This is a genomic window from Luteibacter sp. CQ10 (genome assembly GCF_040900725.1).
Classification (GTDB): domain Bacteria; phylum Pseudomonadota; class Gammaproteobacteria; order Xanthomonadales; family Rhodanobacteraceae; genus Luteibacter.
In genome coordinates this window covers 1,281,969-1,306,839 of record NZ_JAEUYM010000001.1, presented here as the reverse complement: position 1 = coordinate 1,306,839, position 24,871 = coordinate 1,281,969, and the positions used below count along the sequence as shown (strand labels likewise).

Genomic DNA, 24,871 nt, shown 5'->3' with positions numbered 1-24,871 from the left:
AAAGGACGATCAGAACGCCGCGCGCATCCCCAGGTTCACGCCCCACCCATCGAAGCCGCCGGCCCCGATCGCCCGGTGCCGCACGCCCTCGCCGTAGAGCTGCACGCCCTTCGCGAGATTCACCGCGCTACCGGCCGCCAGCCGCAAGCCGTGCCCCGCGCGCCCGGAGGCGAAGTGCCGCCGCCCGACCTTCACGGTCGACTCGCCACCACGCGACCACGTGGCATCCAACGCCGCGAACGGCACGAAGGTGCCGCCGTTCCACTCGACACGCTGACCCAGCGTGAAGGTGGTGCGTTTCGTATTTTCCCAGCGCACCTGAAGACGGTCGGCATCCACCAGGTCGTCCACGCCCAGCCGCTGGCTGACGAGGCGAGCCTTCGACTGCCCCGACCATCCATGGCCGGCCTTCCAGGCCAGACCGCCACCGAGGCTCAGCGTGCGGCCATGCCCGTGCAGGCGCGCCGCGTTGCTGCCCCGATAGAGCGTGGCCACGTCACCCGCATAGCTGACCTCGCGCCAGCCACCTTCCAGCCATGCGCCGTCGGCGTGCATCCACGATACGCGGGCATGGAATCCGTCCGCGGTATACGACGACAGGCTTCGTCCGTCCGCGGCCTTCGGGCGCACCCGCACGGTGCCGCGATCCAGGGCCAATCCCACGCGCAACTGGCCCACGTCGTCGTAAGCGAGCGCATCGAAACCGATCGCGGTGCTGCTCAGGGTTTCCCTGAAGCCGAATCCATACCGGCCCAGGGCCCGGTACGGCGAGTACTGCGAGCGAGCCTCGGTACGATGAAACACGGGCACGAGGCGCGAGTCGTCGGCAGACGCCGCGGACGCGGAACCCGCCTGGATCGAACGCGCCGCTACCTCGTCGTAATGAAACAGCGCCGGTGCCAGCGCGAGATACGACGGCATCTGGGGGACCAGCGCGGGACGACTGCGGAACACCTGCGCCCTCGGCACGCTGCCGCGCTCCGGCGGCGAAGGCAGCGAGGCATGCGCATGGGCCGAAAGGACACACATCGAAAGCAAGGTGGCGCCGGCCGTGCACAGGCCGACGCGCCGGCGGAAGCCGGAAGCGGTACGCATGAATGAATCTCCTGGTGGTGAGGCCGGGAGTGACGCGATGCGGCTTCGTGCCGATCGCTATTCCCGGCTGCCGCCCATACGATCATCCGCGCCGACATCTTCCAGCCGGCGACCGACCAGCCACCTCGTAGGCCTTCGCCTCCGACGTTCTCGGTCCGCGACCTAGTCACATCGCATCGCGAACCCGAAATACCTGTCCAGCGACAGCTCCGGATGGAAGGGAATTGTGCAGTGACGCTGCGGGTTCTCCCAACGATCCAGCAGACGATAACCCAGGCCGGTGAGGCCGCCGAGAAACTCCCTTTCCGCCGTCACCCGGTAGGGGCAGCAGGCCACCCCGATGTTCTGCACCGTGAAATAGGACTCGTGCAAATGCACGGGCACGGAGTTGAGCAACAGGTAGCGTGGCTTCGTGGGCATGCGCCGCAATGCGCTCGCCAGGCTGTATCGCAGGTACTGCAACGAACCCGCCGCGAAGAGCACGCCGCAACCCGACGCGTCGGCCACGTCGTCGGCGAAATGCAACTGGTGGGCCAGGTCATGCTCCGCAGCCCAGTGCTCCCCCGCGGCGTTCACCGCCGGCACGTCCATGACCGTCCAGCGCAAGTCCTTCGGGTATGTGAGGTACTTGCGGTAGGCGTAGTACGCGATGCCGATATGGCCGCCGATATCGAACACCTCGTCCATGCCCTCGTCGAAGCACCGGCCCAGCCAATGGATCATCGGATAGTCGTTGATGAATACGCGTCGCGTCCGCTCCCTGTAAAGCTCGGCGGAGTCCGTGTTGTCGTAACCGCTGGCGTGATCGGCCGGAATACTCGCCTGGGCCTCGTCGAACGTGGCGAAAACGCCCCGATACAGGTGGTGCGTGAGCGCGGTGTGCGCGAAGAACCGCCGGGCGTATCGGGCTTCCTGCCATGCCCTCAGGAAGGGCAGACGGCTGGGCATTTCCTGCCGCACCGCTGGAAAGAGCTGCGCATTCATGGCATGGCCGCTTCGGGTGGTGTGAATCGAGCATGCGCCGGTGCGGACGGCCTGCCCATATGGCAAATGTCCAGACCGTTCGGTGATGGCCGTCGTTGTCATGCCCAGGACAAAATGGCCGAAAACACCTACTGATCGGGTGGTGCGATGCGTCAGCCTCGCGCCGTCTTGGAACTGGCCCTGCTTCGCCATTTCCTGCCGCTGTGCGGCAAAGATATTCACGCAGACAGTCACACTTTGCGGATCGAAGGGATAGACAACGTTGTCATCGAGGACTAAACCGGTTTGCGATTCGTGCGGTCGGCAGTACCTCGGGGGAGGTGCTTTCCTCCCCTTCGCGTTGGTCCATACCACTCGATCCAGGGAGGCAACATGTTTTCCAAAACACTCAAGGCGCGCTCCGGCGCGCTCGCCGGCGGCTGCGCCGGTACGCTCGGCGTCGCCATCGCGCTCGCTTTCTCGTCCGTGATTCCCATGCGCGAGGCGCACGCGGCCACCGCCTGCGCCGCGGCATGGACGTCCACCACCGTGTACACGGGTGGCAACGTGGCCAGCCGCAGCGGCAGCAACTACATCGCCAACTGGTGGACCCAGGGCGACGATCCGGCCACCCACAGCGGTGGCGCGGGGTCCGGCCAGCCCTGGACCTCGCAGGGCGCATGCAGCGGCGGCGGCACCGATCCGGGGGATCCTGGCGACCCGGGCGACCCCGGCAATCCGGGCAATCCGCCTCCCGGCGCGGGCGACCTGCTGTTCAGCCCGTACAAGGACGTGACCATCAGCATGGACTGGAACACGAACATCATGTCCTCGTCGGTCACCGGCACACGTCTGCCCGTCGTCGGTTCGGGAAGCCTGGTATCCACGCAGGTGCCCAACCTCGGCGCGATCACGCTCGCCTTCGCCACCGGCGAATGCGGCAGTGAAAACTGGGGCGGCATCCCGGGCCAGGCATTCGCTTCCGCCAACATCCAGCGCCTCAACAGCGCGGGCGTGAACTACGTCGTGTCCACCGGCGGCCAGGCGGGCGTGTTCACCTGCGGCAGCGCCACGGGCCTGAGCAACTTCATCGCTCGATACAACAGCGCCCACCTCGTCGGTATCGACTACGACATCGAAGGCGGCCAGAGCGACGCGCAGTTGCAGGCCCTGGTGAACAACTCCGCGGCCGTGCAGGCCACCTACCCCAACCTGCGCTTCTCCTTCACCCTGGCCACGCTCGCGGCCTCCGATGGCAGCTTCGGCGGCCTCAACGTCACCGGCGACAAGGTGGTGAAGCTGTTGAAGGCTTCGAGCCTGAAGAACTACACCGTCAACCTGATGACGATGGACTACGGCTCCACGGGCAGCGGCCTGTGCGTCGTGGTGAACGGCAGCTGCGACATGGGTCAATCGACCATCCAGGCGGTGAAGAACCTCCAGCACACGTATGGCCTGCCCTTCTCGAAGATCGAGGTGACGCCGATGATCGGCGTGAACGACACCTCGAGTGAGATCTTCACGATCGCCGACATCGACGACGTGACGACCTATGCCGAGGCCAACAAGCTCGCCGGCGTGCACTTCTGGTCACTCGACCGCGACACGCCGTGCTCGCAAAGCACCGCCTCGCCGACCTGCAACTCGCTGCCGAGCACGAGCGTGCTGCAGTACACGAAGCGGTTCCTGAGCAACCTGGGGTACTGAGCGGGAACGACGGGAGCCGGCCCTCACCGGCTCCCGTTACCGGGCAACGAGCGCGGCGATGAAAGCGTTCACGCGTGCCGTGTAATCCGACGGCTGCCCCAGTGTTCGATTGATCTCGGCGTGCGACAAGTCTTCGGGCAACACGTCGACCCGCGCACCGAACGTTGCCGCCTTCTGCGCGAGGCGTCGCGCCTGCGGACAGGCGTCGAAACGACGGCTGGAACACACGGCCAACATCGGCAGCGCCCCGGACCGGAGCTGGTGATATGGCGACACCGCGACCCAGTCGCGCGGGTTCTCGCCGAAGGCCCGGTCGTAGAGCCTGGGATGGCGCGGAAATTCCATGATCTGCACCACGTCCATCGCGGCGCTGTCCAGGGAAACGACGCCCCGCGGCCGAATGGCACCGGCGGCGGCTAGCCGTTCCGGGTCGGCTCCGAGCAAGGCGACCAGGTGCGCACCCGCCGAATGGCCCATCAAGACGAACCGGCGGGAGTCCGCGCCCCACGACGCCGCCATGCGTTGCGCGGCGGCCAGTGCCCGTGCCACGTCCTTGGCCTGGTCCAACGGCTTGGCGTCGGGCAACAGCCGATAGTTCACCGATACCAGCACATAGTTCTTCGGCAGCCAGTAAGCGGCCTTGCTGTCGACGACGCCCGGACCGGTCTTGTCGCCGATCACCCAGGCGCCTCCGTGTACCATGAAAATCACCGGGGCGTGACGTGGCGATGGCGGCAGGTAAACGTCGAAACGCTGCCGAGGATCGCTGCCATACGCGATGTCGTGCATCATCCGGATGTCAGCCGGCCGCGCCTCGTCGCGCGCGCCATGCGCGATGCCGGCCAGGCCCCACGCGATCCATGCCATGCCGGCTACCATGCACGCTCGCCTCATACCCATAACGTCCGCCTCGTCGACGACATGATCAACTTCCGCGCAACACGAGCGTTGCCGCCAAACCATGGGGATGCAGCGGAAGCAGCCTCAATTCACCGCCGTGCTGGCGCGCGACGCGCTCGACGATCGCCAGTCCGAGCCCGGTGCCGCCGCCTTCGCCACGCACGAACGGCTGGCGGGCGCGCTGCGCCGCTTCCTCGGATAAGCCGGGCCCGTGGTCGGTGACCTCGATCCGCCAAGCCTCGCCCTGCCGCGAAAGCCGCAGCGCATAGGGCGGCGCACCGTGCCGCTGCGCGTTCACGAGCAGGTTCCCCACCGCACGCTGCAATGCCATCGGCTTGCCGGTCATCGGCGCGCAGGTCGGCGTTTCCACCTGCCACTCGCGTTCGCACGCGCTGATCGCATGGCGGCACAGCGCGGCCAGGTCGAGGGGTTCGCTGGCTTCGTCGCGGCCGTCGCGCGCGTAAGCGATGAATTGCGACAGGATCGCGTCGACGTCGGCGATATCGCGGTGCATCCCGGCGCGGAGTTCCGGGTCGGCATCGGGCACGAGTTCGACGGCGTACTGCAGCCGCGTCAGCGGGGTGCGCAGGTCGTGCGAAATGCCGGCAAGCATCAGCGCCCGTTCCTCGGCGGCCTCGCGTACGTCCCGGCTCGAATCGGCCAGGGCGCGCGCGAGATCCCGCACTTCCCGCGGCCCCGCCAGGGCGCCCGGCGGTGGCGGTTCGCCGCGCACGATCGCCGGCGCGGATCGCGCCAGGCCGCGCAGCGGCACCACCAGGCGGCGCGCATAGTAAGCCGCCGCCAGCCAGACCAGCACCGCACCCACGAGCAGCATCAGTACCGAAAAGCGCAACACGCGACTGCCGCGCTGATCGAAAGCGAACGATATCCACAACGCAGGCTGCGTATTGAGCCTCAGCCACACCACGTTCGCCGTGCCGATGCGCCCCAGGCGCATCTCGCGGCCGTGCTCGAGCTGTTGCGGCGCTTGTTCGAGCAACTCCCGCATGAAAGGCTCGGCACGCAGATCACGCGGCGCCGGCGGCTGTTCGGTCACCGCCAGTCCGGCATCGTGCAAATAGGCCACGAAGCGTTCGTGGGGCTGCATGCGTGCCAGCTCCTCGGCGACATCCGCAAAGCCGTCCATGGCATTCAGCAACTGCCCGGCAGCGGGGCGGGTCGTCAATTGTCGGCCTATCGCCACCGCCAGCACCGCCGCGCCGAGCAACACCAGCCCGATCACCAGCACGAGTTGCCCGAACACGCTGCGCGGTAAAGGGAGGCGACTCATGCGCGATCGTCCGGCGGCACGTAGACGTAACCCACGCCCCAGACCGTCTGGAGGATGCGCGGGTTGCGCACGTCGTCCTCAAGCAACCGGCGCAAGCGGGCAATGGTGACATCCATGCTCCGCTCGAAGGCCTCATGCTCGCGGCCACGCGCCAGGCTCATCAGGCGGTCGCGGCTGAGGGGCTGCCGCGGGTGCTTAAGCAGTACCGCCAGTACCGCGAATTCGCCCGAGGTCAGGCGCAGCAACTCACCGTTCCGGCTGAGTTCGCGGCGCCCCAGGTCCAGCCGGAACGAACCGAACCGGACCTCGCCGCCGTCCGGCGCCGGCGCCCCGGGCGCGGGCCGGGCGCGCCGCAGCACCGACCGGATCCGCGCCAGCAACTCCCGGGGATTGACCGGCTTGGGAAGATAGTCGTCGGCGCCGATCTCCAGGCCCACGATGCGGTCGATCTCGTCGCCCTTGGCGGTAAGCATCACGATCGGCGTGTCGTCATCCTGGCCACGGAGGCGGCGGCAGATATCGAGGCCGTCTTCGCCGGGCAGCATGAGGTCCAGCACGATCAGGTCGTAGTGGCTCCGATCCAGCGCCTGCCGCATCTGCGCGCCATCGCCCACGCCCGTGACCTTGAAGCCCTGCGATTCCAGGTAGCGCAGCAGCAGTTCGCGCAAACGCGCGTCGTCGTCGACCAGGAGAATGCGAGCCAGGGTGTCGTCCATGGCGCCACTATCGCGGCTAGCCGCGGGCCCGCGCAACGCCCTTTCCGCGGCATGTGTAAGCAAATGTTTCCCGGGCGCGCCGCGGAAACATGTCGTGGCGATCGCGACACACCTGTGCCGACGGCGGGCACTAGCCTGGCTCTACCGCGAGAACGCCTCGCGCCGACCCGATGGAGACATCCCGTGAAAAGAACGACCCTGTTACTGGCGGCTCTGGTGCTGACCGGCACGTCGGCCGCCGCGATTCCCGATGCGTCGGCGCAAGGCCGAATCCGCGGCCATGCGGTAGCCCATACCGGCGACGGAGGCCGCACCGCCGTCACCGGGGCCGCGGCCCGTGGCGAGCGAGGCGCTTTTGCGCGGGGCCGCCAGGTGCACGGCGACGGCCAGGGCAACGTGGACGGCCACAGCCGGGCGTATGCCGCCGGTGCCAACGGCGGTACCGCGCAGCGCGAGGGCAGCTTCTACCGCAACGCCGACGGAAGCGCCGGCCGGCAGGGAAGCGCGTCGATCAACGGCCCCAACGGCGGCTCCGCGACCACCAGCGGGAGCATCGCCCGCGATGCCGACGGCAACGTCAACGGCAGCCGCAGCACCAGCGCCACCGGAAAGAACGGCAACAGCTACAGCGGCTCGACCAGCGTGCAGAACGGCGTGATCACCCACACCGGCACCTGCAGCAACGCCGCGGGCGAGACGATAGCCTGCCGCGGCAACTGATCCCCCCACGACCAGGGATGGTCTTCTTTTCCAACTCATGAGGTATCCCATGCCGAAACTCACCTACCTGCTCGCCGCGACCCTGATCGTCACCTCCACGTCATCGTTTGCGCAGAGCGACCGCGCGGCCCAGGCCAAACAGGACGTACAGGCACGCCTGAAGGCCGCGGACACCAACGGCGACGGCTTCATCGATCGCCAGGAAGCCGAAGCCGGCCTGCCGCGTATCGCCAAGAACTTCGACAAGATCGATACCAACCAGGATGGAAAGCTGTCGACCGACGAACTCAAGCAGGCCGCCGGGGCCGCGCGACAGCGCTTCGGCCGCTGAGCCGGCTAGGCGATCACCATGGATACGTCCTCGCTCGGCTTGTTGGTGATACCGCTGCCGCTGTTCGTGTTGATCGCCGCCGCCGAAGGGTGGCTGCGGCAACGCCGCGGCCTCGGCCAAGATTGGAAGGCCTACTGGGCATCGCTCGGCGATGCGCTGGGCCGCGTGCTGGTCAATGGATTGCTCAAGGCCGGCATCACCGGTGCGGTGCTCTATGCGGTCTGGCAATGGCGCATCGCCACCTTCGCCATGGACCGCTGGTGGCATTGGGCCCTGCTCTTCCTGGGCCAGGAGTTCTGCTACTACGTGATGCATCGTGCCGACCACCGCATCCACTGGTTCTGGCTGAACCATTCGGTGCACCACTCATCGAACCAGTACACGCTGTCGTCCGCGTATCGCCTCGGCTGGACAGGAAAGATCACCGGTGCGACGGTGTTCTTCGCCCCGCTGGTATGGATCGGGTTTCCCGTTCCCGTAGTGCTCGCCGCGCTGGCGGTGAACCTGCTGTATCAGTTCTGGCTGCATACGGAACTGATCGGACGACTGCCAAGGCCGATCGAGTTCGTGTTCAACACGCCTTCGCACCACCGCGTGCACCATGCCAGCAACCCGGATTACATCGATTGCAACTACGGCGGGGTACTGATCGTGTTCGACCGGCTATTCGGTTCGTTCCGCCGGGAACGCGAGGACGAACCGCCTCGGTACGGTCTGGTGAAGCCGATTTACAGCCATAATCCCTTCCGCATCGCCTTCCATGGATGGGTACATATGTTTGGTAGCTTGAAAGCCGCGCGAGGCTGGAAACAGTATGGACGCGTGCTTTTCGGGCCACCGGAGTAGCGTGCGCTCACTTCGGGCCGGGGCATTGCGGCGGACCTCGTTGCGACTGGACGACCCTTGGTCGGTCATGCACCCACCGGCTCCTTTTTTTTATTTGAAAGTCGGGCGTTTTCGATGCAGCTCGGTGCAGCCCACGGTATTATTACTCGGCATACGTAATACGACATTCCGAGCAGACGGTCTGAAGGATCGCCATGGGCTACGACATCCACATCACTCGCAAAACGCACTGGTTCGATGACGAAGGCCCGACCATTTCCATGGAGGAATGGAAAGCTTACATCGCCTCCGATCCCGAGCTCCGCCTTGACGGCTATGCCGAGACGACGGTGGGCAATGGAGCCGTGCTACGCGTGAAGAACGAAGGGATGGCTGTCTGGACGGCCTACTCCAAAGATAACACGGCATGGATCTGGCTCGATTCCAGCGGGATCGTCGCCAAGAACCCGGACAACGAAATCCTCCGAAAAATGTTCCAAATCGCCCAAATGCTCGGCGCAAGGGTGGTGGGCGACGATGACGAGGAATACGATGCAGACGGCGAGATGGTCGCGACGGACGACTTCAGCCAACACGACATTCCGCCCGATTCGCAAGCTCCAAAGCGACCTTGGTGGAAATGGTTCTGAGGTTCGGTCGATGAGCAGGCGGAGTTTATATGGACCGTGCATGGATAGCTCACTCGTCTTCAGACAGTCCGATATGGTCCGGCAACTCCTCGACGAACGGCGAGCTTTTGGCATCATACGTACCGGAGTACCCCAGAAGCTGCCGTTTGGCGGCGATTACGTCTGCACCGCCGTTGCCGGGTTGCCCGATGGCGACGGGTCGAAGCCCGGCATCGTGGTCAGGCCGAGGATGCCTCCTTACGCTGTAACGACCTGGCCATAGAGCGCGGGTGCCGAATCGCCCAGCCAACCGCTAACCGCCCGGAGTCCGCTTCCCAGGACAGCAGGGTAACCTACACCACCCGTCGCTCACCTCGCACCTCCCCTAGATATCGTCCTTGTAGGGAGCATTCAGAAGAATTTCCTCAGTTTCTGCCCTCATCTGCGCACCCCAGCTCGGGTCCAAGCGATCCATCAACTCAATCATTTTCTGGAACGCAATCCTACGCGGATCACGTCCATCAACTCGATGATCCAGCTCATAGTCCCATGCCATTTGTGATACCGCGTCCGAAAGAAGTAAGTGAAGAAGCTCCTCCTCAGAACTTACAACCTTTCTAGAAAATTCAGTGCCTCGCTCCGAAACAATGTAAAGGAAGGATTTGCCATCGCAATCGATGTAGGGGTCGCCAACCCCTGACGCCTCCTTCCGCACCACCAGCAGGTCCTTCGGAGCCCCGATACGTTGTCCAAGGTCCCACATTCTCTGCTGCAAGGATTGCAATGTTTGAGGGTCAATCACTTTTTCGCCTCTCTCACGTAGCCATTCTTGATTAGCCACCTGACATGAACTTTGGCAAGGAAATCAGGAAGTATTTGAGTCCCGCCGCCGACTTCTCCGAATGTGTCGCCCCCCGTTAGTTAGTGCCACCCATAGCCCAAGGTTGCCGGATCGTGTTGTTGTCTAAATTCGACGGGCGTCAGCCCGCCGAGGCTGCCGCGTGGGACTTCCCGGTTGTAGTCGGCTAGCCAGCGTTCGGCCCGCTCGCGTACTTCGCTCAGGTTGCGAAAGATGTGCATGTCCATACTAGCCATGGTGAAAACCAGTTCCTGAGACTCGCCAGATTCTGGTTCACGAACCATGAATAGACACCCATAGCGTGCGCATAGTTTTCCAGAATACTTAGGGAACCCGCACGACTACCTGCCCCCGTCAAGAGGTTGCGAATACAGATATCGCTTATCTCGCCATTAAAATCATTACACGCATGGGATATTACATAGTTAATGCGGTCTTCTGCGAAAGTCATGGGCTTTTTTTCGCATCGAGACAAACGATACTCACCCCTTCTCTCTCGGCAAAAACGTCGAGGGTGTACAACGTAGACCTTAGCAAGACCTCGTCGTCATCAACGCGGACCAACTGCATTGCGTAATGCCGACATCATCTCGCCCACAGACTTATTCACAACCGAAGCCAGATTGAGACCGCTCACATCACCGTAACTCATTCCCTGTAGGCGTAACCCGCTCGCCGTATCATCAAGCATTTACGCCAAACACCGCTCGGTTCCATCTGCCCAGTAGCGGGATCGGGACGAGCCAGCATGTTGAACCCAGTCTTCACGTCCACGACATCGAACGCCGGACGTGTAGCCATAAAGAATTGTCACCTCGCCCTATCGCATTTGGAAGCCAAGGTTGGTTGCAATCGGGCCTGAAAGGTTGCGGAGAGGAGGATGACCTGGTTCGAGCTCATGCCAGCAGGCGTCGTAACTACTCGGACGCATAGCGGCCACACAACGTGTATCCACCTACCAAGTGAGCGCAAGATCCCCTGCCCGCAACGGTGGAGGTTCCACGGTCGTCACTAATACGCTACCTGTCGTTTCTCGGGAACCAGAATACCGAGGTGGCCATAAGCCCGCCAAACAGTGGAACCAGCACCGTCGGTGCACTTACAAACTTATCAGCCATCAACGACAACGCTTTAGCCGTCCCAACCTCCCATGCGATCGAAATGAAAAGAATGATGACTGCCGAAATCGCACCCGAGAGGAATGACACTATGTAAACGGCAGGTGTCGGGGGCCGGCCTCTCCTCGTCGAAAGAAGAGCTCCGATCACGCCAGACCAGAATCCATCGAACATGTTATGCATCCTAGTTATCCTCGCATGCGCAACGTCAAGACCATCCTCGGCTTACAAGAGAGTACCTTCACGTCCAAGTTCGCGTTCCATCCTCCCACTGCATGCCAGCCCTTCTGGCGCCACAACCAAGAACCAAAGTCTTGTACCGCCCAAGTCGTCCTCCCCTTCGGCAGTGGGCCACGCCGCTTCCATCCGAAGCAATTGCTCACGGACGCTCCCTTGAAGGTACACGCCGTTACTTGACAGCTTACGTCTGGCTCTCGGTGAATTGACTCTTACGCATCGGGGCGCTCCTTGAGGCTTAGTTTGCCCGGAGACCTCGGACTATGTCTGGACCAAATTTACGTGGAGGCGACACATTGGCTGCACGACCTAGACCGAGCACAACAAGCTCAAGCGTATGTATGGGGATCTGGCGACGGGGCTGCTATCGGACTTAAAAAGCCACCGCGACATCCTACTTAAAACCACCACTAAGCGGAGCAAAGACTTTTCGTCCATCAACAACCTTCACTTGAATACCATAAGAAGACAATCTCTTAAACGATTCGTCCTGGCTACAAAAGTCTCGCATACGTATCGCGCTACTAGGAGAAAATAATAATTTAAGACCATCGACCAACTCAGCAAAGACGACACCTAAAGCGCCAGCCGAATAAGAGGACAAAACCAGATATCGGTAGTTCTCTCGGTAATCGCTCATAAAGTCTTCGATGGCATGCATGCAAACGGAAGCTTCAATCCAGCGAACATCAACGGAGTTCATCGCCTCTTCAGCCAACACGCTGCTCATCGAGAGGAGCTTTTTGGAAGACTCATAATCTATGCTCGAGCGCACACGCTCACGAGCGTCTTCACTCAAGGCCGCATACTCCCGAAAAATTTCCATGCCGAGCGCCCTTACGTCGGGACCTTTAGGCTTGAATCGAAAACTAGTTTTACTCAACTGAGAAAGCTTTTCATAAATCATTAAATGTCTCCATCAAAGCGACTTTTTAGGCGGAGGCAACAGATAGTCGCCTTGCTTGAAGTAGCCCGCATCTCTGAGTTGCAGCAACTCCCTAAAGTATACAGTCGTTGGGTACTCGATATTTCCGGAGCGGAGGTTTCCAATGGAAATACCAGTTCCCAAGTAGAACGTCTTTCCTGAGTCGATGCCGCCTTGGATCCAAGCATCGTTCACATTGACGCTCCAATTTGGAGAGTTTAGTCGTAGCATCCCGAGTTCTTCGCCTACAGCCGTATCTTGAAGACGGCCGATAACTGGTACTTTGTCGCTATTGAGCGCTTCGTAGTAGGCATCCTTCGCTGCGATACCCTCTGGACTGTTGAGCTCGATGTATGACCCGGTCGCTTCTGACGAGCGGGTCGCTACCGTTTGCTTCCCGCCCACCAGGCCGTCTACGAGTCCGTCCAATCGGATTTCTTGCGAAAACGGCTCTTGAATATGTGTCCCCGCGCCATTTGCAGGATCCAAGACATTTCCTTCGGCAAAGGGCTTGGACCATGAACCTGCTGTGTAAACTAGAAGGCCCTGCATACCGAAATCGTTGGCAGCAGAGACCTGTTGAGGCGTCCCACCAAAAGCCGCCGTGAGTGCTGCCGGCATTCCAAACACAGGTCCCAACGCTCCCATCTCAAGCGCGGCCTTACCTCCCGGCGTCAAACCACCAGGTATCGCACTCATCCTCGGCTCACCATCCATGCCGGTAACCATGCTGTAGACATAGGACGAACTGCCACCCAACCCGGGCACAGTCTGCAATCCTTTCGCGAGGAGAGCGTCATACGCACCGGAGTATGGATTGGTATCCAAAAGAGCTTGATAGATATCCTTGTTCATCGACCCCGCGTACTGCGCTGTCAATGCAAGGCTTTGCTTTGCGCTGGTATCGTCCCACTCCTTATTGACCCGCTGACGGCACGCGTCGTCCTTGCAGTCAGCGAGGTCTTTGTTCTTTTGCGTACGCTGGTCATGGTTGAGGTAATTGAAGCTGGTGGCGTCAAGGGCCGCGACCGCTCCGGTGTCGCCGGATACCGCCGCGCCGATTGCAAGGCTCCCGGCCTTCATCAGCGTCGCAAACTCCGGTGTTCCATGCTCGAAGCCTGCACTCTCGAGGGCATCGGCCATTGCGTTTATCGCAAGCTGGTTGGCTACCGCTCCTGCCACAGCGTCGCCGACGTTGCCTCCACCCAGCGAAGCCATGCCAGCGGCTACGATCGCATGAAGTGCCGTCTTCTCAGGGCTTCCTTCCGCCCAACCCATCTTCTCGCTGATGTCGCCGGCCGCTTGGAATCCCAGCTGCCCTGCGATCTTTCCCAGTTCCTGACGTTCGGCGATCTTCTTCGGATCGAAGCTGTTCTTCAGTGCTTCGTCATCCAGCGTCGGATTCCGATCAAGCCCGCTCAGATCCTTGTCCGGATCGTTGCGCACAATGATCGTGCCCTCGGCGATACCTGACTTCGTCTCACTGCTGCTGCTTCCATGCTGCGGCACCGCCATCGACAAGCCCGCACCGATGGCACCGGCGATGTTGCTGGACATCGTGCTGCCGCCGCTGACGCTGATCTGGCTGGCGTTGTACTTCGACTCGTTATGCAGATCTTCCCAGACCAAGTCGCCGGTACTCAGCACGTTCTTGGACGCATCAGCTGTACTGGCGATCTGTCCGCCAACAAGGTGCGTGGTGCCGCCCACATCGATCTGGAAGCCGCCGTCGCCCGCCTTGATGCCGCTTACCTCGTTGACGCCGGTGTAGTTGCTGTCGACCTTGCTGGCGGCGTAGTACGCGCTGCCGCTCACGAAGCCGCTCTGGGTGATGCCCACCATGACCTGGCCGCCGGCCTGCATGGTCTTGCTTGCGTAGTCGTCGGTGTCCTGTTCGCTCCGGATCGTCAGGTTGTTCCCGATGTCGGCCACCACCTGCTGGCCCTTCAACTGCGCGCCTTCGATGGTCGTGTCGTGCCCGCTGACGATGGTGAGCTTGTCGTCGGCGTTGACCGTGGTTTCGGCGTGGGTTTCTCCGTTGCCGTGCGCCTTGCCGCTGCCCACGCTGGCCGAAGCGTAGATGCCCAGACCGTTCGTGCCGAAACTCACGCCGATGCTGCCGGCCGAGTTCTTCGATTCGTTCTTTAAGCTATGTCCTTCCGACTGGCTCAGCAGGTTGATGTCGTTGGTGGCCGCCAGGGCGACGTTCTTTCCCGAGATGTCGGCACCGATGAGGGTCAGGTCGCCCCCGGTCGCACCGATGGTGACGTTGCCGCCACTGGTGATGTGACCGCCGAACGACGTGTCGTCGTGCGTCGATGTCTTGCTGCTGACACTGCTTCCGCCGATGCCGACCTGAACGTTCACACCGGCCGCGGCGGCGGCTCCTTGGGCGCTCCCGGCATTGATGACGTCCTGTGCCTTACCGACCGCCTGGGTCGCGGTCATGGCCGCCTGCGCGGCGTACACCGCTTTCAGGCGATCGTCGTCGGTGTGGCTCGCATGCACCGTCGACCCGCGTGTCTCCATCGCCAGGTCATACAGCCCGCCGGCAAGACCACCCGTCACGCCCCCCTGGGTATGCTTCTGCGACTGCGTGGTGTCCAGCGTGTCGGTGTCCGCGTCGATGGTGACGTTCTTGCCGACGATGGTCGTACCGGTCTGGCTGATCACGTCCGTGCCGGTCAGGTGCAGGTTGCCGCCGGAGGTCAGGGTGACCTGACCGTCGGTGGAACCGACCACGCTGCCGGTATGGGTCACCTGATGCGACGTTTCCGCACGGCTGTCCTTCTGCTGGCCGTAGACCTCGGTCATGCCGCTACGCGAGTAGCCCGTCTGGGTGACCGTCTTGCTGTGGCTGTCGTCGTAAACGTCGACGGCCGTGGTCAGGTTCAGGTCGTTGCCCGCCGCGACGGTCACGTCATGTGTGCCCGCGATCTTCGCGCCCTCACCGAGCACGTCGTGGCCGGCAGCCACCGAGATGGAGTCGCCGCTCAGCAGCGTGCCCGTGGCCACGTGCTGTGTGTTGTCGTCGTTGGTGACGGTCTTCTTGCCTGCCTGGACGATGCCGCCGCCACGGTTGAGCGTGAAACCGGACTTCTTGACGGTCTCGTCGTGGGTGGAGCTGTAGCTGTCGGTCGTCGCCAGCAGGTTCACGTCGTGGCCGGCGGCCAGGGCGACGTCGCCCGTCGCCTTGACCGCCGCGCCTTCGGCGGTCAGGTCATTGCCCGCCACCAGATGCACGTTGTCGCCGCTGAGCGTGGTGCCCACCGCCAGCGTCTCGTTGCTGGTGTCGTGGGTCGTGGTGGTCTTGCTGCTGAACAGGCCGCTCTTCTTTTTCTTGGTATCGGTGACGACCGTATGCGTTTCGTCCTCCGCGCCGAGCGTCAGATCATGCCCCGCCGCGACCGTAATATCCCCGCCGCTCGACACCGTCGTGGCATCCAGCGTCGCATCGTGCCCGGCCCCGATCTGCACTCCCTTGCCCGCGTCTAACGTCACCCCGCGTACCGTCTCGTCGGTGGTGGTCTGGGTGATGTGCTTCTTGCCTTCCTTCCAGCTCGCCGTGGTTGTCGAGCTGTCGGTGACGGTGGTCAGGGTCAGGTCGTTGCCGGCCTGCAAGGCGGCCGTACCGCCCGCCTTGATCGTCGTGCCTTCGAGCAGGGCGTCGTTGCCCGCTGCCACGGCCAGATTGCCACCCGCCTCGAGGCCAGTGACCTGGTGGGTGACCTTGGTGGACGTGCCGTCCGTGCTCGCGGTCAGCGACAGGTCGTGACCGGCCAGCAACGCCATGTCGCCGCCGGCCTTCACCGTCGCCGCCTGCGCGCTCAGGTCGTGGCCGGCCTGCATCGACAACGAGCCGCCCGCGGTCACGGAACTGCCCTGAGTCTGTGTCGTCCAGCGCGTGCCGGTCTGTTGCGCACCCAGGGTGAGGTCGTGGCCCGCCTGCAAGGCGGCATCGCCGCCCGCCTTCAGCGTCGACACCGAGAGGTTCACGTCGTTGCCCGCGACGACGGACAGATCCTTGCCCGCATCGAGGGTGATGCCTTCGGCACGCGTGCCGGTAGTCCAGCGGCTGGGCTGCGTGGTGACGGTGCTAGAGGCCAGGGTCACGTCGTGACCCGCCGCCAGGGCGAGGCTTCCGCCCGTCGTGATGCCCTTGCCCGCGAGGGTCAGGTCGTGGCCCGCCGTAAGCAGCGCATCGCCGCCGGAGCTCACCGTCGTGTGGTCGAGCGAGAGGTCATGGCCCGCGTTGATCTGCAAGCCCTGCGTGGCTGTGATGCTCGCCGGGGCGAGGCCGCTGCCGATGAGGCCCCCAACGTTCTCCGAGCGAATATCGCCACCGGCGACCAGGCTGACGCCCGCACCGTCGATACGTCCGTTGACGTTGGTGATGTTGCCGGTGGCACTGATCGCCGTCAGGCCGTCGCTGGAGATGCGGCCGCTGTTGAGCAGGTCCTTCGCGGTGAGCAGGGTGCTGTTCTGGCCGCGGATCGTGCCGTCGTTGCTCAGCGTGCCCGACGCGTCGATGCTCACGTCCTTGCCCGCGATCACCGCGCCCTGCGCCGTGAGGCCGAGGTTGCCGCTGGCGAGGTACACCACCGGCACCAGCACGTCGTGTCCGTCGACGTTCTGCTGCACCATCCACACGATGTCCTGGGTGAGCGCGCTCACCTGGTCGGCGGTGAGCGCCACGCCCACGCTCAGGTTCATCGCCTGGGCCGCGTGCGCACCGTTGTTCATCAGCGCCTGGTATTCGTCCAGGCCGCTGCCGTAATCGGACAGGTAGGCACGGCCGGTGAGCTGGGTGACCTGGTTGACCACCAGCTGCTGCTCGTAGAAACCATCGCCCAGGCGCATCATCGTGCGCGCCGGATCGACGCCCAGCTTGTCGAGCAGGTAGTCGCTGCTGATGAACTGGCTGTAATCGGCGAAGCGCGCGTTGGTCTCGATGAGGTAGTTACCGCTCGGCGCATGGCCGAGCAACGCCGTGAGGTAGGCGTTGCCCAGCAGGCCGACGTTGCGGGCCGACGCCCCCGTGGCACCGGCGGACAACGTGCCCGCGTCCACGCCACCGACGGTGCTGCGTTCCCCGGCCGAGGCGGCGACGATTTGCCCGCCCGCGGCGGGTCCATCGACGGCCGTGCCGTCGCTCCCCTGGCCGCCATGCACGCTATAGATGCCGCCCGTCGGCAGCGTGACCCCGGCCAGCGGCTGGCCCGCGCCGCCGAGCACCTGCGGCGCGTGCCCGGTGGCCGGATCGACCTGAGCGCCCGGGGGCAGTCCGGTCGCCCCCTGCGCGTTGCCCTTGTTCACCGACGACAGGCCGATCGCCTGCGCGTTCGGGTCGAGCCGCGTATTGCCGACCGAACGGCCGTCCGGCGTGACGCCGCCGTTGGACACGTTGAGTCCGCCGATGGCGACGCCGGCGGCGCCGGACATCACCGCGCCCAGCGCGGTGTAGTTGTCGTGCATCAGGTCGGATGGGTCGGTATCGGGGCGATAGTAGTAACTCTCTTCCTCGCCTCCGGCGTTATCGCACAGACTCTGGTCCGTGCCGCAGCCGATGTGGTGCTCCACTGCCACCTTCTGGATGGTGCGCCCGGCGGCCAGCGACTCATTGGACACGTTTTCGTTACCGGCCACCATGCCGGTGCCGCCGCCCGCGCCCTGTTGGTTCACGGCGAGGAAGCCGTTGGCCGCGATGGTCGAGGTGTTGTTCTTCACCGAGCCGTACAACGAGATGTTGCCGCCCGCGACGATCTGCGACTGCGCGCTGGCGGCGTTCACCACCGTCTCGTCGAGCGTGTGGTATTCGGTCCAGGTCTCGTACTCCTGCACCTTGTTCATCGCGTGCTTGTAGTCGGTGATCGGCAACGGTTGCGATGCCGCCGATTCCTCGGCACTCAACGTGCGGCTGGTCGTGCTCAGTACACGGCGCACGTTATTGATCTGGTTCGCCGCCAGAAGGATGCTGCCCTGTGCCTGGATCGAGCCGGAGATGTTGTCGATCAGCCCCGCGCGCGTGTCGAACAGGCCCTGTCCATTGCGGCCCGCGCCGGCGACGTCGATGTTGCCGAGGCTGAAGATCTGTGCGTCACGATTGACCAGGTGACTGGTGTAGATATCGACGCTGTTCGTCGCGGCGATGGTGCCGCTCTGGTAATCCGGGTTGCCGATGGACTGACCGAAATCGGCGCCGTTGATCACCGTGCCGGCCTGCAGCGTGACGTTTCCGCCCATGATGCTGCCGGTGTTGTTCACCACGCCCGCGGTGACGCCGACCGTATTGCCCTGGATGCTGCCCGCGTTGGTGACGGTGCCCCCGGTCACCAGTTGCGTATTGGCTGAATTCAGCAGCGCGCCCGCGTTGTTGGTGATGCCCGCGGCGCTGATGGTCAGGCCGTTCACCGCCTGGATGCTGCCGTTGTTGGTGAACTGGCCGTCCACCGCCAGGCTGAAGCCGCCGGCGGCCTTGATGCTGGAGCCGGCAGCCTGCACGTAGTCGCCCACCAGGTGCATGCCCAGCGTGTTGTTGGCGACGATGGTGCCCTGGCCGACGAGGTTGCGGATGTCCAGCATCACATTGCCGACGCCGCCCACGCCGTCGATGCCGGCCTGCACGGTGCCGCCGCTGTTGTCGAAGCCGTACAAGGTGAGGTTGAGCTGGCGGCCGGCAGTGATCTTGCCGTTGACGTTGGATGCCGACGCGCCGGCGTTGACGAAGTTGAACGTATTGCCCGCGTAGACCGTGCCGCCGCCGTTGTCGAGCTGGCCGGTGCCCAGGGTGAGGTTGTTCGCGGCCACCAGCGTGCCGCCCTGCGCGTTGGAGATCGCCGTGCCCGACAGGCTCACGTCACCCTGCCCGCCCAGCGTGCCGCCGCGGTTGTCGATGCCGCCGCCGGAGGTCACCTGGGTGAGCGCCGCGCTGGCGTTGGCGATGCGACCGCCGATGTTGGAGATCGATGCCGAGGCCAGCGTCGTGGTGCCGTTGGCTTCGATGCGGCCGCCATTGTTGTTGAGGCCGTTGGTGGCGCGCAGGTCGAGCGCGCCGAGGCTTTGCAGGCGGCCGGTATTGACCACCGTGTCAGTGGCCTGCACGTTGAGCTGCGCGCCCGAGATGGTGCCGGCATTGATCAGCCGTGCGGTGGTCAGCGTCGTGCCGCTACCGGCGGCGATGGTGCCGTTGCCGTTGTCGAGCGTGCCGCCGACGCCGAGCGTGGTCGCGCCCGCCGCCGACTGGATGGTGCCGCCGCCGTTGGAGAGGTTGGCCGCGGTGACGCCGAGGTTGCCGCCGGTCGCCTGGAGCAGGCCGCCCGTGTTGTTCAGGCCGTTGGCGACGGTCACGCCCAGCGTGGCACCCGAGATCGCGCCATTCGCCGTGTTGCTCAACGACGACGCCGAGACGGTCGTATTGCCGTGCGCGTTGATCAGGCCACCGTCGTTGGCGAGCGCCGTCGTGGCGACCACTCGCGTCGTACCGTTGCTGGCGAGCGTGCCCTGGCGATTATCCACGTCCTGGTCGGCGCCGACGTCGAGCAGGCCGTTGCCGGCCAGTTGCACGCTGCCGCCGGTGTTGACCACCCGGCTGCCGTGCAGGGTGAGGTCGCTGCCGTTGTTGACGATCGTGCCGCCGGTATTGTCGATCGTTCCGGCCGTGCGCAGGACGAGCACGGACGAACCCGATTGCAGCAACTTGCCCCGCGTATTGTCGATGGATGCCGCCGTGAGCAGCAGCGCGTTCGCCTGCATGCGCGCGTCGCGACCGTCCACGCCACGATTCACCAGCGCCCCGGCGGCCTGCACGGTGAGGCTGCCGCCCGCGCCCAGGTCGGCGGCGGTGTGGTCGATGTTGCCGGTGCGCGCCAGCAGGCTCGCGTTGCCACCCGCGCGTTGCGTGCCGTAGGAAAGATCGAGCGTGTTCGCCTGCGCGTCGAGCAGGTTGCCCGCGAGCAGGCTGCCATGCGCCGTCAGTGCGCTATCGGCCAGCACGCGCAGGTCACCGGTGGTGTCCAGCGTACCGTCGTCCTTCACGCCCGCGGCGAGCGTGCCCGCCACGTCGACGGTGGCGCCATGCACGCGAAGATCGCCAGCGGACAGCGTGCGGCCGGCATGGGTCACCGTAACGCCATCGAGCGAAATGTCGTCGGCACCGACCGTACCGGCCTGGCTCAACGTCGCGCCGCTGGACAGCGTCGCCGTCTTCGCGGCGATGTCGCCCTGCACGGCGAGGTCGCCATCGGCGTGAAGCGTCAGGCCGTGGGCGGCGAGCTGGCCGCTCTGCCGGATCGCCCCGGTGGCCCGGGCGTCGAGGTCGGCGGCGGAGGCCACCGTGCCCCCGAGCGTGAGATCGCCCTGCCGCGCGAGCAGGTGCATGTCGCCCTGCTGGGTGCCGAGCGTGCCGGTGCTGCTCAGGCTGCCCGCCTTCACGTCCAGCGTCCGTGCGGCGACGAGTTTGCCCGCGTTGGCCATCGCGCCGGAAACGTCGATGGTGACGGTGTCCGCGCCGGAAAGCTGCGCCGAGGCGCCCTGCGTGAAGCCGGCCGCACCGATGCCGATCGTCTTGCCCGCGTAGACGGTGCCCTGGTTGTCGATCGCACCGGTGGCGTGCACTGCGAGCGTGCCGTCGGTGGAGAGGTCGCCCGTGTTGCCGACGCTCGCCGCCTCGATGGACAGCGCCGAGGACGCCAGCAGCTTGCCCGCGTTGGTCAGCGCGCCGCCGCTCTGGACATCGAGTGCACCGCCTGCCTGCGTCGTGCCGGACAGCAGCGTGTCGCCCTGGGACGTCAGGCCGACGTCGTGGGCGGCGGCCAGCGTGCCGGCGCTGTCGATGCGCGCCGCCGCGACGGTAAGCGTGCCGTTGGTCTGCAGCTTGCCGTTCGCGTCCTGAGTGAGCGAACCGCCGGCCCGTGCCTTCAGGTCTTGCTCGGCGGCGATGTCGCCGCGGTTGTCGAGGTCGCCGGACGCGTGCGCGTCGAGCGTGCCCGTGGCATAGACGCTGCCGGTGTTGCGCAGGTCGCGTTCCGCGTCGAGCGCGAGCGTACCGTCGATCGAGGTATCGCCGGCGAGATCGATATCTTCCGCGGCGACCCACGTCGACGCATGGGCGTTCAGGGCGCCCGTCTGCGCCAGGGCGCCGGCCGAGGTGGCGTCGAGCCGTCCGGCCGACACGGTGGTACCGGCCAGGCTCAGGTCGCCGCTCGTCGTGACCAACGAGACGTCGCCCGCCGTGCTGCCGAGCTGGCCGCCGCTGCGCAGGCTGCCTGCGGTCACGCTCACGCCGTTGCCACCGACGATGGCGCCGTCGCTTTCGAGGGCACCGTCGACCGATACGACCAGGCCTTGCGTGCCGTCGAGGCGACCGTCCGCGGTCTGGGTGAAGGTATTCGCGCCGAGCGTCAGTACGTTGCCCGCGAAGAGCAGGCCGGCATCGGTGGCGTCCTGTGCGACGGTCAACGTCAGATCGTGCGCGGCACTCACCGTGCCGCCTTTGCGTCCATCGAACCGCTCCGCACCGAGTATCGCGTCGCGAGCCGCGACCACCGTGGCCGCCTGGGTCAACGTGCCCGCCGCGACGCGCACGTCGCGACCCGCCTGCAAGCGGCCGCCGAGCGTGGCGGTGTCGGCATGCAGCGCGAGGTCGTTGCCCGCGTCCAGGGTGCCTTCGCCATCGAGGGTCGCCGCGTCGAGCGACAGGTCCCCGCCCGCGTGGGTGGTGCCGGACTGATGGATACCGGCTGTCGCGCGCGCGACGAGCACGCCATCGGCGAAGGTATCGCCGGCCAGCAGGAGATCCTGCCCGGCATCGATCGCGGCGTCGCCGGTCGCGTGGAGCGCCCCGGCCAACGTCATCGTACGCGCGGCGGCCAAGTCGACCGCGTTCGCGGTGAGCGTGCCGTCGAGCAGCAGGTCCTGCGCGGACTGACCATGGAACGCCGTCGCCGCCGACACCGTGCCGCCCAGGTGGATGTCACCGGCCGAACTGGTCAAACGCACCGCGCCCTGCGTGCTACCCAACGAGCCGGACGAATCGATGGTCCCGGCATCGACCGTCAGCCCGTTCGCGCCGACGACGCTGCCCGTGCTGCGCAGTGCGTCGCGCAGGCGCAGTGCGGCCGTGTCGGCCGCGCTCACCGAGGCTTTGTCGCCTACCGTCAACGCATTCGCGTCCAACGTCAGTGCACGGCCCGCGTACAGCTTGCCGGTGTCGTTCACGTCGCCGCTCGCCGTGAGCGCCAGGTCGCGACTGGTCGACAGCGAGCCCGCGTTGATCAAACCGCCCGCATGGACCGTCGCGTCCCGACCCGCCACCACGTCGGCTTCGTTGGTCAACGTGCCACCGGTCGTGAGGGACAGGTCGCGACCGGCCTGCACGTTACCCGCCAGATGCAGGCTGGCTGCATCGATGGCGAGATCGCGACCGGCATCGATCTGCTTGCCGCTGTCGAGCGATGACGCGTGCACGGCGAGATCCGAGCCCGCGTGGACCGTGCCCGTATTCTCCAGGTTGCCCTCGGCCGCGAGGGACAGGCTGCCGTCCGCGTACAGCGAACCGGCATTGGCCGCATCGTGCGCCACGCGCACGGCGACATCGCCACGCGCGTAGATGTCGCCGGCGTTGTCTAGCGAGGAAACGTCCGCGTCGAGTCGGCCGGCCGTCAATCGGCCTTTCTGCGACATGCCGGCCGCGCGAAGCGTGAGCGCCCCGCCCGCGACGGTGTTGCCTGCCAGCGTCATGTCGCCGCGAGCGACAAGTGTCGCGTCGCCTTGCTGGGTACCGAGCTCACCCCGGCTGTCGATGCCTTGCGCCGTTACCGACAATCCGTTGGCACCGACGAGGCTACCCGCGTTGTCGAGCGCACCCGCGAGCTCGACCCGCGCGCCGCCGATGCCATAGATCTGTCCGCTCGCGGCCTGGGTCAGCGTACCGGCGTTGACGGCGATGCCGCCCACCGCATACAGCGTGCCCTGGTTGGCGAGAACGCCCGCCACGGTCGTGGCGAGGTCGGCGCCCGACGACACGACGCCGCCCGCGCGATTGACGACGCGCCCCGCCTGCACGGTGAAGCCAGCGCCCGAGACGGCGACGGCCGCGTTGTCGAGCAGTCCCGCAGCGCGCAGGCTGACGTCGCCGCCGCCCTGCACGGCGCCCGCGAGCGTGGCATCGCCGCGACTCAAGACCGACAACCGCGTTCCCGCGTCGACCACGCCGGCGCTGGCGAGCGTGCCCGCATCGACCGACAGATTGCCGCCCGCATGCAGCGTGCTCGCAGCCGATGTCGTCAACGTGCCTGCGGCGGTGGCAGACCCTCCCCCCATGCCGTAGATGGTGCCGCCGTTGACGAGGCTTCCCGTGCGCAGGTCGAACGAGCGGTCCGTATAGAGCAGGCCCATGTTGCGCAGCCTGCCCGCGGCGTAGACCGTGAGGTCATGTCCGGCACTCAGGCGTCCGTACACGTCGACATCCGTCGCGGCATTCACGGCCAGCGAGCCGCCGGCGATCAGGCCGCCGTTCACGGTCAGTGGGCCACGCGCGGACAGCGAGACGTTGCCGTTCTGCGTGCCGACGCTGCCGTCGATGGTGACCGCTCCGGCCGCGTCCAGCGTGGCGTCGTTCAACGCCACGGCGGTGCCGCCCAGGCGCACCTCGCCCGCGCTGCTGAGCTGGAGATCGCCAGCCTGAGCGGCGATGGCGCCGCTGCTGACCACGCCCACGCCCGCCTCGGTGCCCACCAGCCGGATCTTGTCGGCATACATGCCGCCCAGGGCGGCCACGTCGATGGAGACCGCCGGACGCGAGGCGTCCGCGGCATTGGCACGCACGCTCGCATCCGCGTAACCGACGTCGTTGCTGCCGGTGACGACGTCGAGCTGCTTCGCCCAGAGCTTGCCGTTGAGCTGTACCGCTCGGGCGATGAGATCGGTACGATCGACCACGGAGCCGTCGAGGCCGCCCGAGCCGATGGCGATGCCGCCGCCCGTGACGTGAAACGCATCCAGGCTGCCGCTGCCGCCGAACACGGGCGTGCCGGTGGTGAGCGTGAAGCGCTGGCTGTTGATGATGCCGCAGCCGTCGCAGGTGATGCCATAGGGGTTGGCGATCACCACCGCGGCCGGCTTGCCGCCCACCTCGATGTATCCGTTGAGCGTGCTGGGCAACGCCGACGTCACCTCGTTGAGGATCAGCGAGGCTTCGCCGCCCTTGAGGTTGTCGTTGCCGGCGACGTAGCCGCCGAGCTGGGTGCGCACGATCCCCGCGCTGTTGTTGAGGATGACGCCGCGCTTGTCCACGTCGAAGCGCTGGTACTTGTTGTGCGACACGCCTTGCGCGTTGGGCGCGACGATGTCGACCACCGGCACGCCATTGGCCGCCGAGTCCATCGTCGGCCGATGCGCCCCCGCCGCCGCATCGGGCACCTGCTGCGCCCACGACACCACCGGCGTGCCCACCATGGCCAGTGCCAGTGCGTACGCGAGGGTACGCAGCACCGTCCAGACCTTCGCGCCGGAGGCGCGCACCATCGTTTCCCTGATCGTCGTCATGACCTTTCCCCT

At 65.3% G+C, this 24,871-nt stretch carries 12 protein-coding genes and 2 pseudogenes; 5 read left to right on the top strand and 9 right to left on the bottom strand.

The features are described 5' to 3' along the window. Positions 1 to 9: 9 nt before the first annotated feature. Positions 10 to 1,095 carry an autotransporter outer membrane beta-barrel domain-containing protein gene (locus JNG39_RS05755; RefSeq protein ID WP_368310199.1) on the bottom strand — a complete coding sequence of 362 codons (1,086 nt, stop codon included), beginning with the start codon at positions 1,093 to 1,095 and terminating at the stop codon, positions 10 to 12. A gap of 162 nt (positions 1,096 to 1,257) precedes the next feature. Next, the gene (locus tag JNG39_RS05750; RefSeq protein ID WP_368310198.1) at positions 1,258 to 2,079 is read right to left on the bottom strand and encodes a TIGR04325 family methyltransferase; all 822 of its coding nucleotides are present in this window, start codon (positions 2,077 to 2,079) and stop codon (positions 1,258 to 1,260) included. A gap of 372 nt (positions 2,080 to 2,451) precedes the next feature. Between JNG39_RS05750 and JNG39_RS05745 the strand changes: the two genes are divergently transcribed. Then, the gene (locus tag JNG39_RS05745; RefSeq protein ID WP_368310197.1) at positions 2,452 to 3,765 is read left to right on the top strand and encodes a carbohydrate-binding protein; all 1,314 of its coding nucleotides are present in this window, start codon (positions 2,452 to 2,454) and stop codon (positions 3,763 to 3,765) included. Between the two features lie 36 nt (positions 3,766 to 3,801). Here JNG39_RS05745 and JNG39_RS05740 read toward each other — a convergent pair whose 3' ends face one another. Genes JNG39_RS05740 through ompR form a run of 3 tightly spaced genes read right to left on the bottom strand, consistent with a single transcriptional unit; the run spans position 3,802 to position 6,672 of the window. After that, the gene (locus tag JNG39_RS05740) at positions 3,802 to 4,632 is read right to left on the bottom strand and encodes an alpha/beta hydrolase (RefSeq protein ID WP_368310196.1); all 831 of its coding nucleotides are present in this window, start codon (positions 4,630 to 4,632) and stop codon (positions 3,802 to 3,804) included. 58 nt (positions 4,633 to 4,690) lie between these two features. Further along, positions 4,691 to 5,914: an ATP-binding protein gene (locus tag JNG39_RS05735; protein WP_368310195.1), complete on the bottom strand. Its 1,224-nt coding sequence runs from the start codon at positions 5,912 to 5,914 to the stop codon at positions 4,691 to 4,693. 38 nt (positions 5,915 to 5,952) lie between these two features. Then, positions 5,953 to 6,672 carry a two-component system response regulator OmpR gene (ompR, locus tag JNG39_RS05730; protein ID WP_368310194.1) on the bottom strand — a complete coding sequence of 240 codons (720 nt, stop codon included), beginning with the start codon at positions 6,670 to 6,672 and terminating at the stop codon, positions 5,953 to 5,955. 183 nt (positions 6,673 to 6,855) lie between these two features. Between ompR and JNG39_RS05725 the strand changes: the two genes are divergently transcribed. From JNG39_RS05725 to JNG39_RS05710, 4 genes and pseudogenes are all read left to right on the top strand, one after another. Beyond that, complete coding sequence (locus JNG39_RS05725; protein WP_368310193.1) at positions 6,856 to 7,392, top strand: hypothetical protein; 537 nt, start codon at positions 6,856 to 6,858, stop codon at positions 7,390 to 7,392. A gap of 151 nt (positions 7,393 to 7,543) precedes the next feature. Then, positions 7,544 to 7,687: pseudogene (locus tag JNG39_RS05720) on the top strand (EF-hand domain-containing protein); the annotation flags it as partial. Between the two features lie 54 nt (positions 7,688 to 7,741). Continuing rightward, positions 7,742 to 8,569 (top strand): sterol desaturase family protein, encoded by an 828-nt coding sequence (locus JNG39_RS05715; protein ID WP_368310192.1) that lies wholly within the window; start codon positions 7,742 to 7,744, stop codon positions 8,567 to 8,569. A gap of 194 nt (positions 8,570 to 8,763) precedes the next feature. Beyond that, positions 8,764 to 9,198 (top strand): hypothetical protein, encoded by a 435-nt coding sequence (locus tag JNG39_RS05710; protein WP_368310191.1) that lies wholly within the window; start codon positions 8,764 to 8,766, stop codon positions 9,196 to 9,198. A gap of 364 nt (positions 9,199 to 9,562) precedes the next feature. On the opposite strand, the gene JNG39_RS05705 is transcribed toward JNG39_RS05710, so the two are convergent. The 4 genes and pseudogenes from JNG39_RS05705 to JNG39_RS05690 all read right to left on the bottom strand — a co-directional run bounded on the left by JNG39_RS05705 (position 9,563) and on the right by JNG39_RS05690 (position 24,859). Beyond that, on the bottom strand, positions 9,563 to 10,018 hold the full coding sequence (locus tag JNG39_RS05705; protein WP_368310190.1) for an Imm63 family immunity protein: 456 nt from the start codon (positions 10,016 to 10,018) through the stop codon (positions 9,563 to 9,565). Positions 10,019 to 10,098: 80 nt separating this feature from the next. Next, positions 10,099 to 10,263: pseudogene (locus tag JNG39_RS05700) on the bottom strand (integrase core domain-containing protein); the annotation flags it as partial. A gap of 1,522 nt (positions 10,264 to 11,785) precedes the next feature. Then, entirely contained in the window at positions 11,786 to 12,298 is a 513-nt protein-coding gene (locus JNG39_RS05695; RefSeq protein ID WP_368310189.1) for a hypothetical protein, read from the bottom strand. A 12-nt stretch (positions 12,299 to 12,310) separates the two neighbouring features. Next, a complete protein-coding gene (locus JNG39_RS05690; protein WP_368310188.1) occupies positions 12,311 to 24,859 on the bottom strand; it encodes a hemagglutinin repeat-containing protein in 12,549 nt (4,182 codons plus the stop codon). Positions 24,860 to 24,871: the final 12 nt, after the last annotated feature.

Coding starts and splice junctions, on each gene's coding strand:
- JNG39_RS05690 (WP_368310188.1), bottom strand. CDS start 24,859: ATGACGACGATCAGGGAAACGATGGTGCGCGCCTCCGGCGCGAAGGTC.
- JNG39_RS05750 (WP_368310198.1), bottom strand. CDS start 2,079: ATGAATGCGCAGCTCTTTCCAGCGGTGCGGCAGGAAATGCCCAGCCGT.
- JNG39_RS05710 (WP_368310191.1), top strand. CDS start 8,764: ATGGGCTACGACATCCACATCACTCGCAAAACGCACTGGTTCGATGAC.
- JNG39_RS05755 (WP_368310199.1), bottom strand. CDS start 1,095: ATGCGTACCGCTTCCGGCTTCCGCCGGCGCGTCGGCCTGTGCACGGCC.
- ompR (WP_368310194.1), bottom strand. CDS start 6,672: ATGGACGACACCCTGGCTCGCATTCTCCTGGTCGACGACGACGCGCGT.
- JNG39_RS05740 (WP_368310196.1), bottom strand. CDS start 4,632: ATGGCATGGATCGCGTGGGGCCTGGCCGGCATCGCGCATGGCGCGCGC.
- JNG39_RS05715 (WP_368310192.1), top strand. CDS start 7,742: ATGGATACGTCCTCGCTCGGCTTGTTGGTGATACCGCTGCCGCTGTTC.
- JNG39_RS05695 (WP_368310189.1), bottom strand. CDS start 12,298: ATGATTTATGAAAAGCTTTCTCAGTTGAGTAAAACTAGTTTTCGATTC.
- JNG39_RS05745 (WP_368310197.1), top strand. CDS start 2,452: ATGTTTTCCAAAACACTCAAGGCGCGCTCCGGCGCGCTCGCCGGCGGC.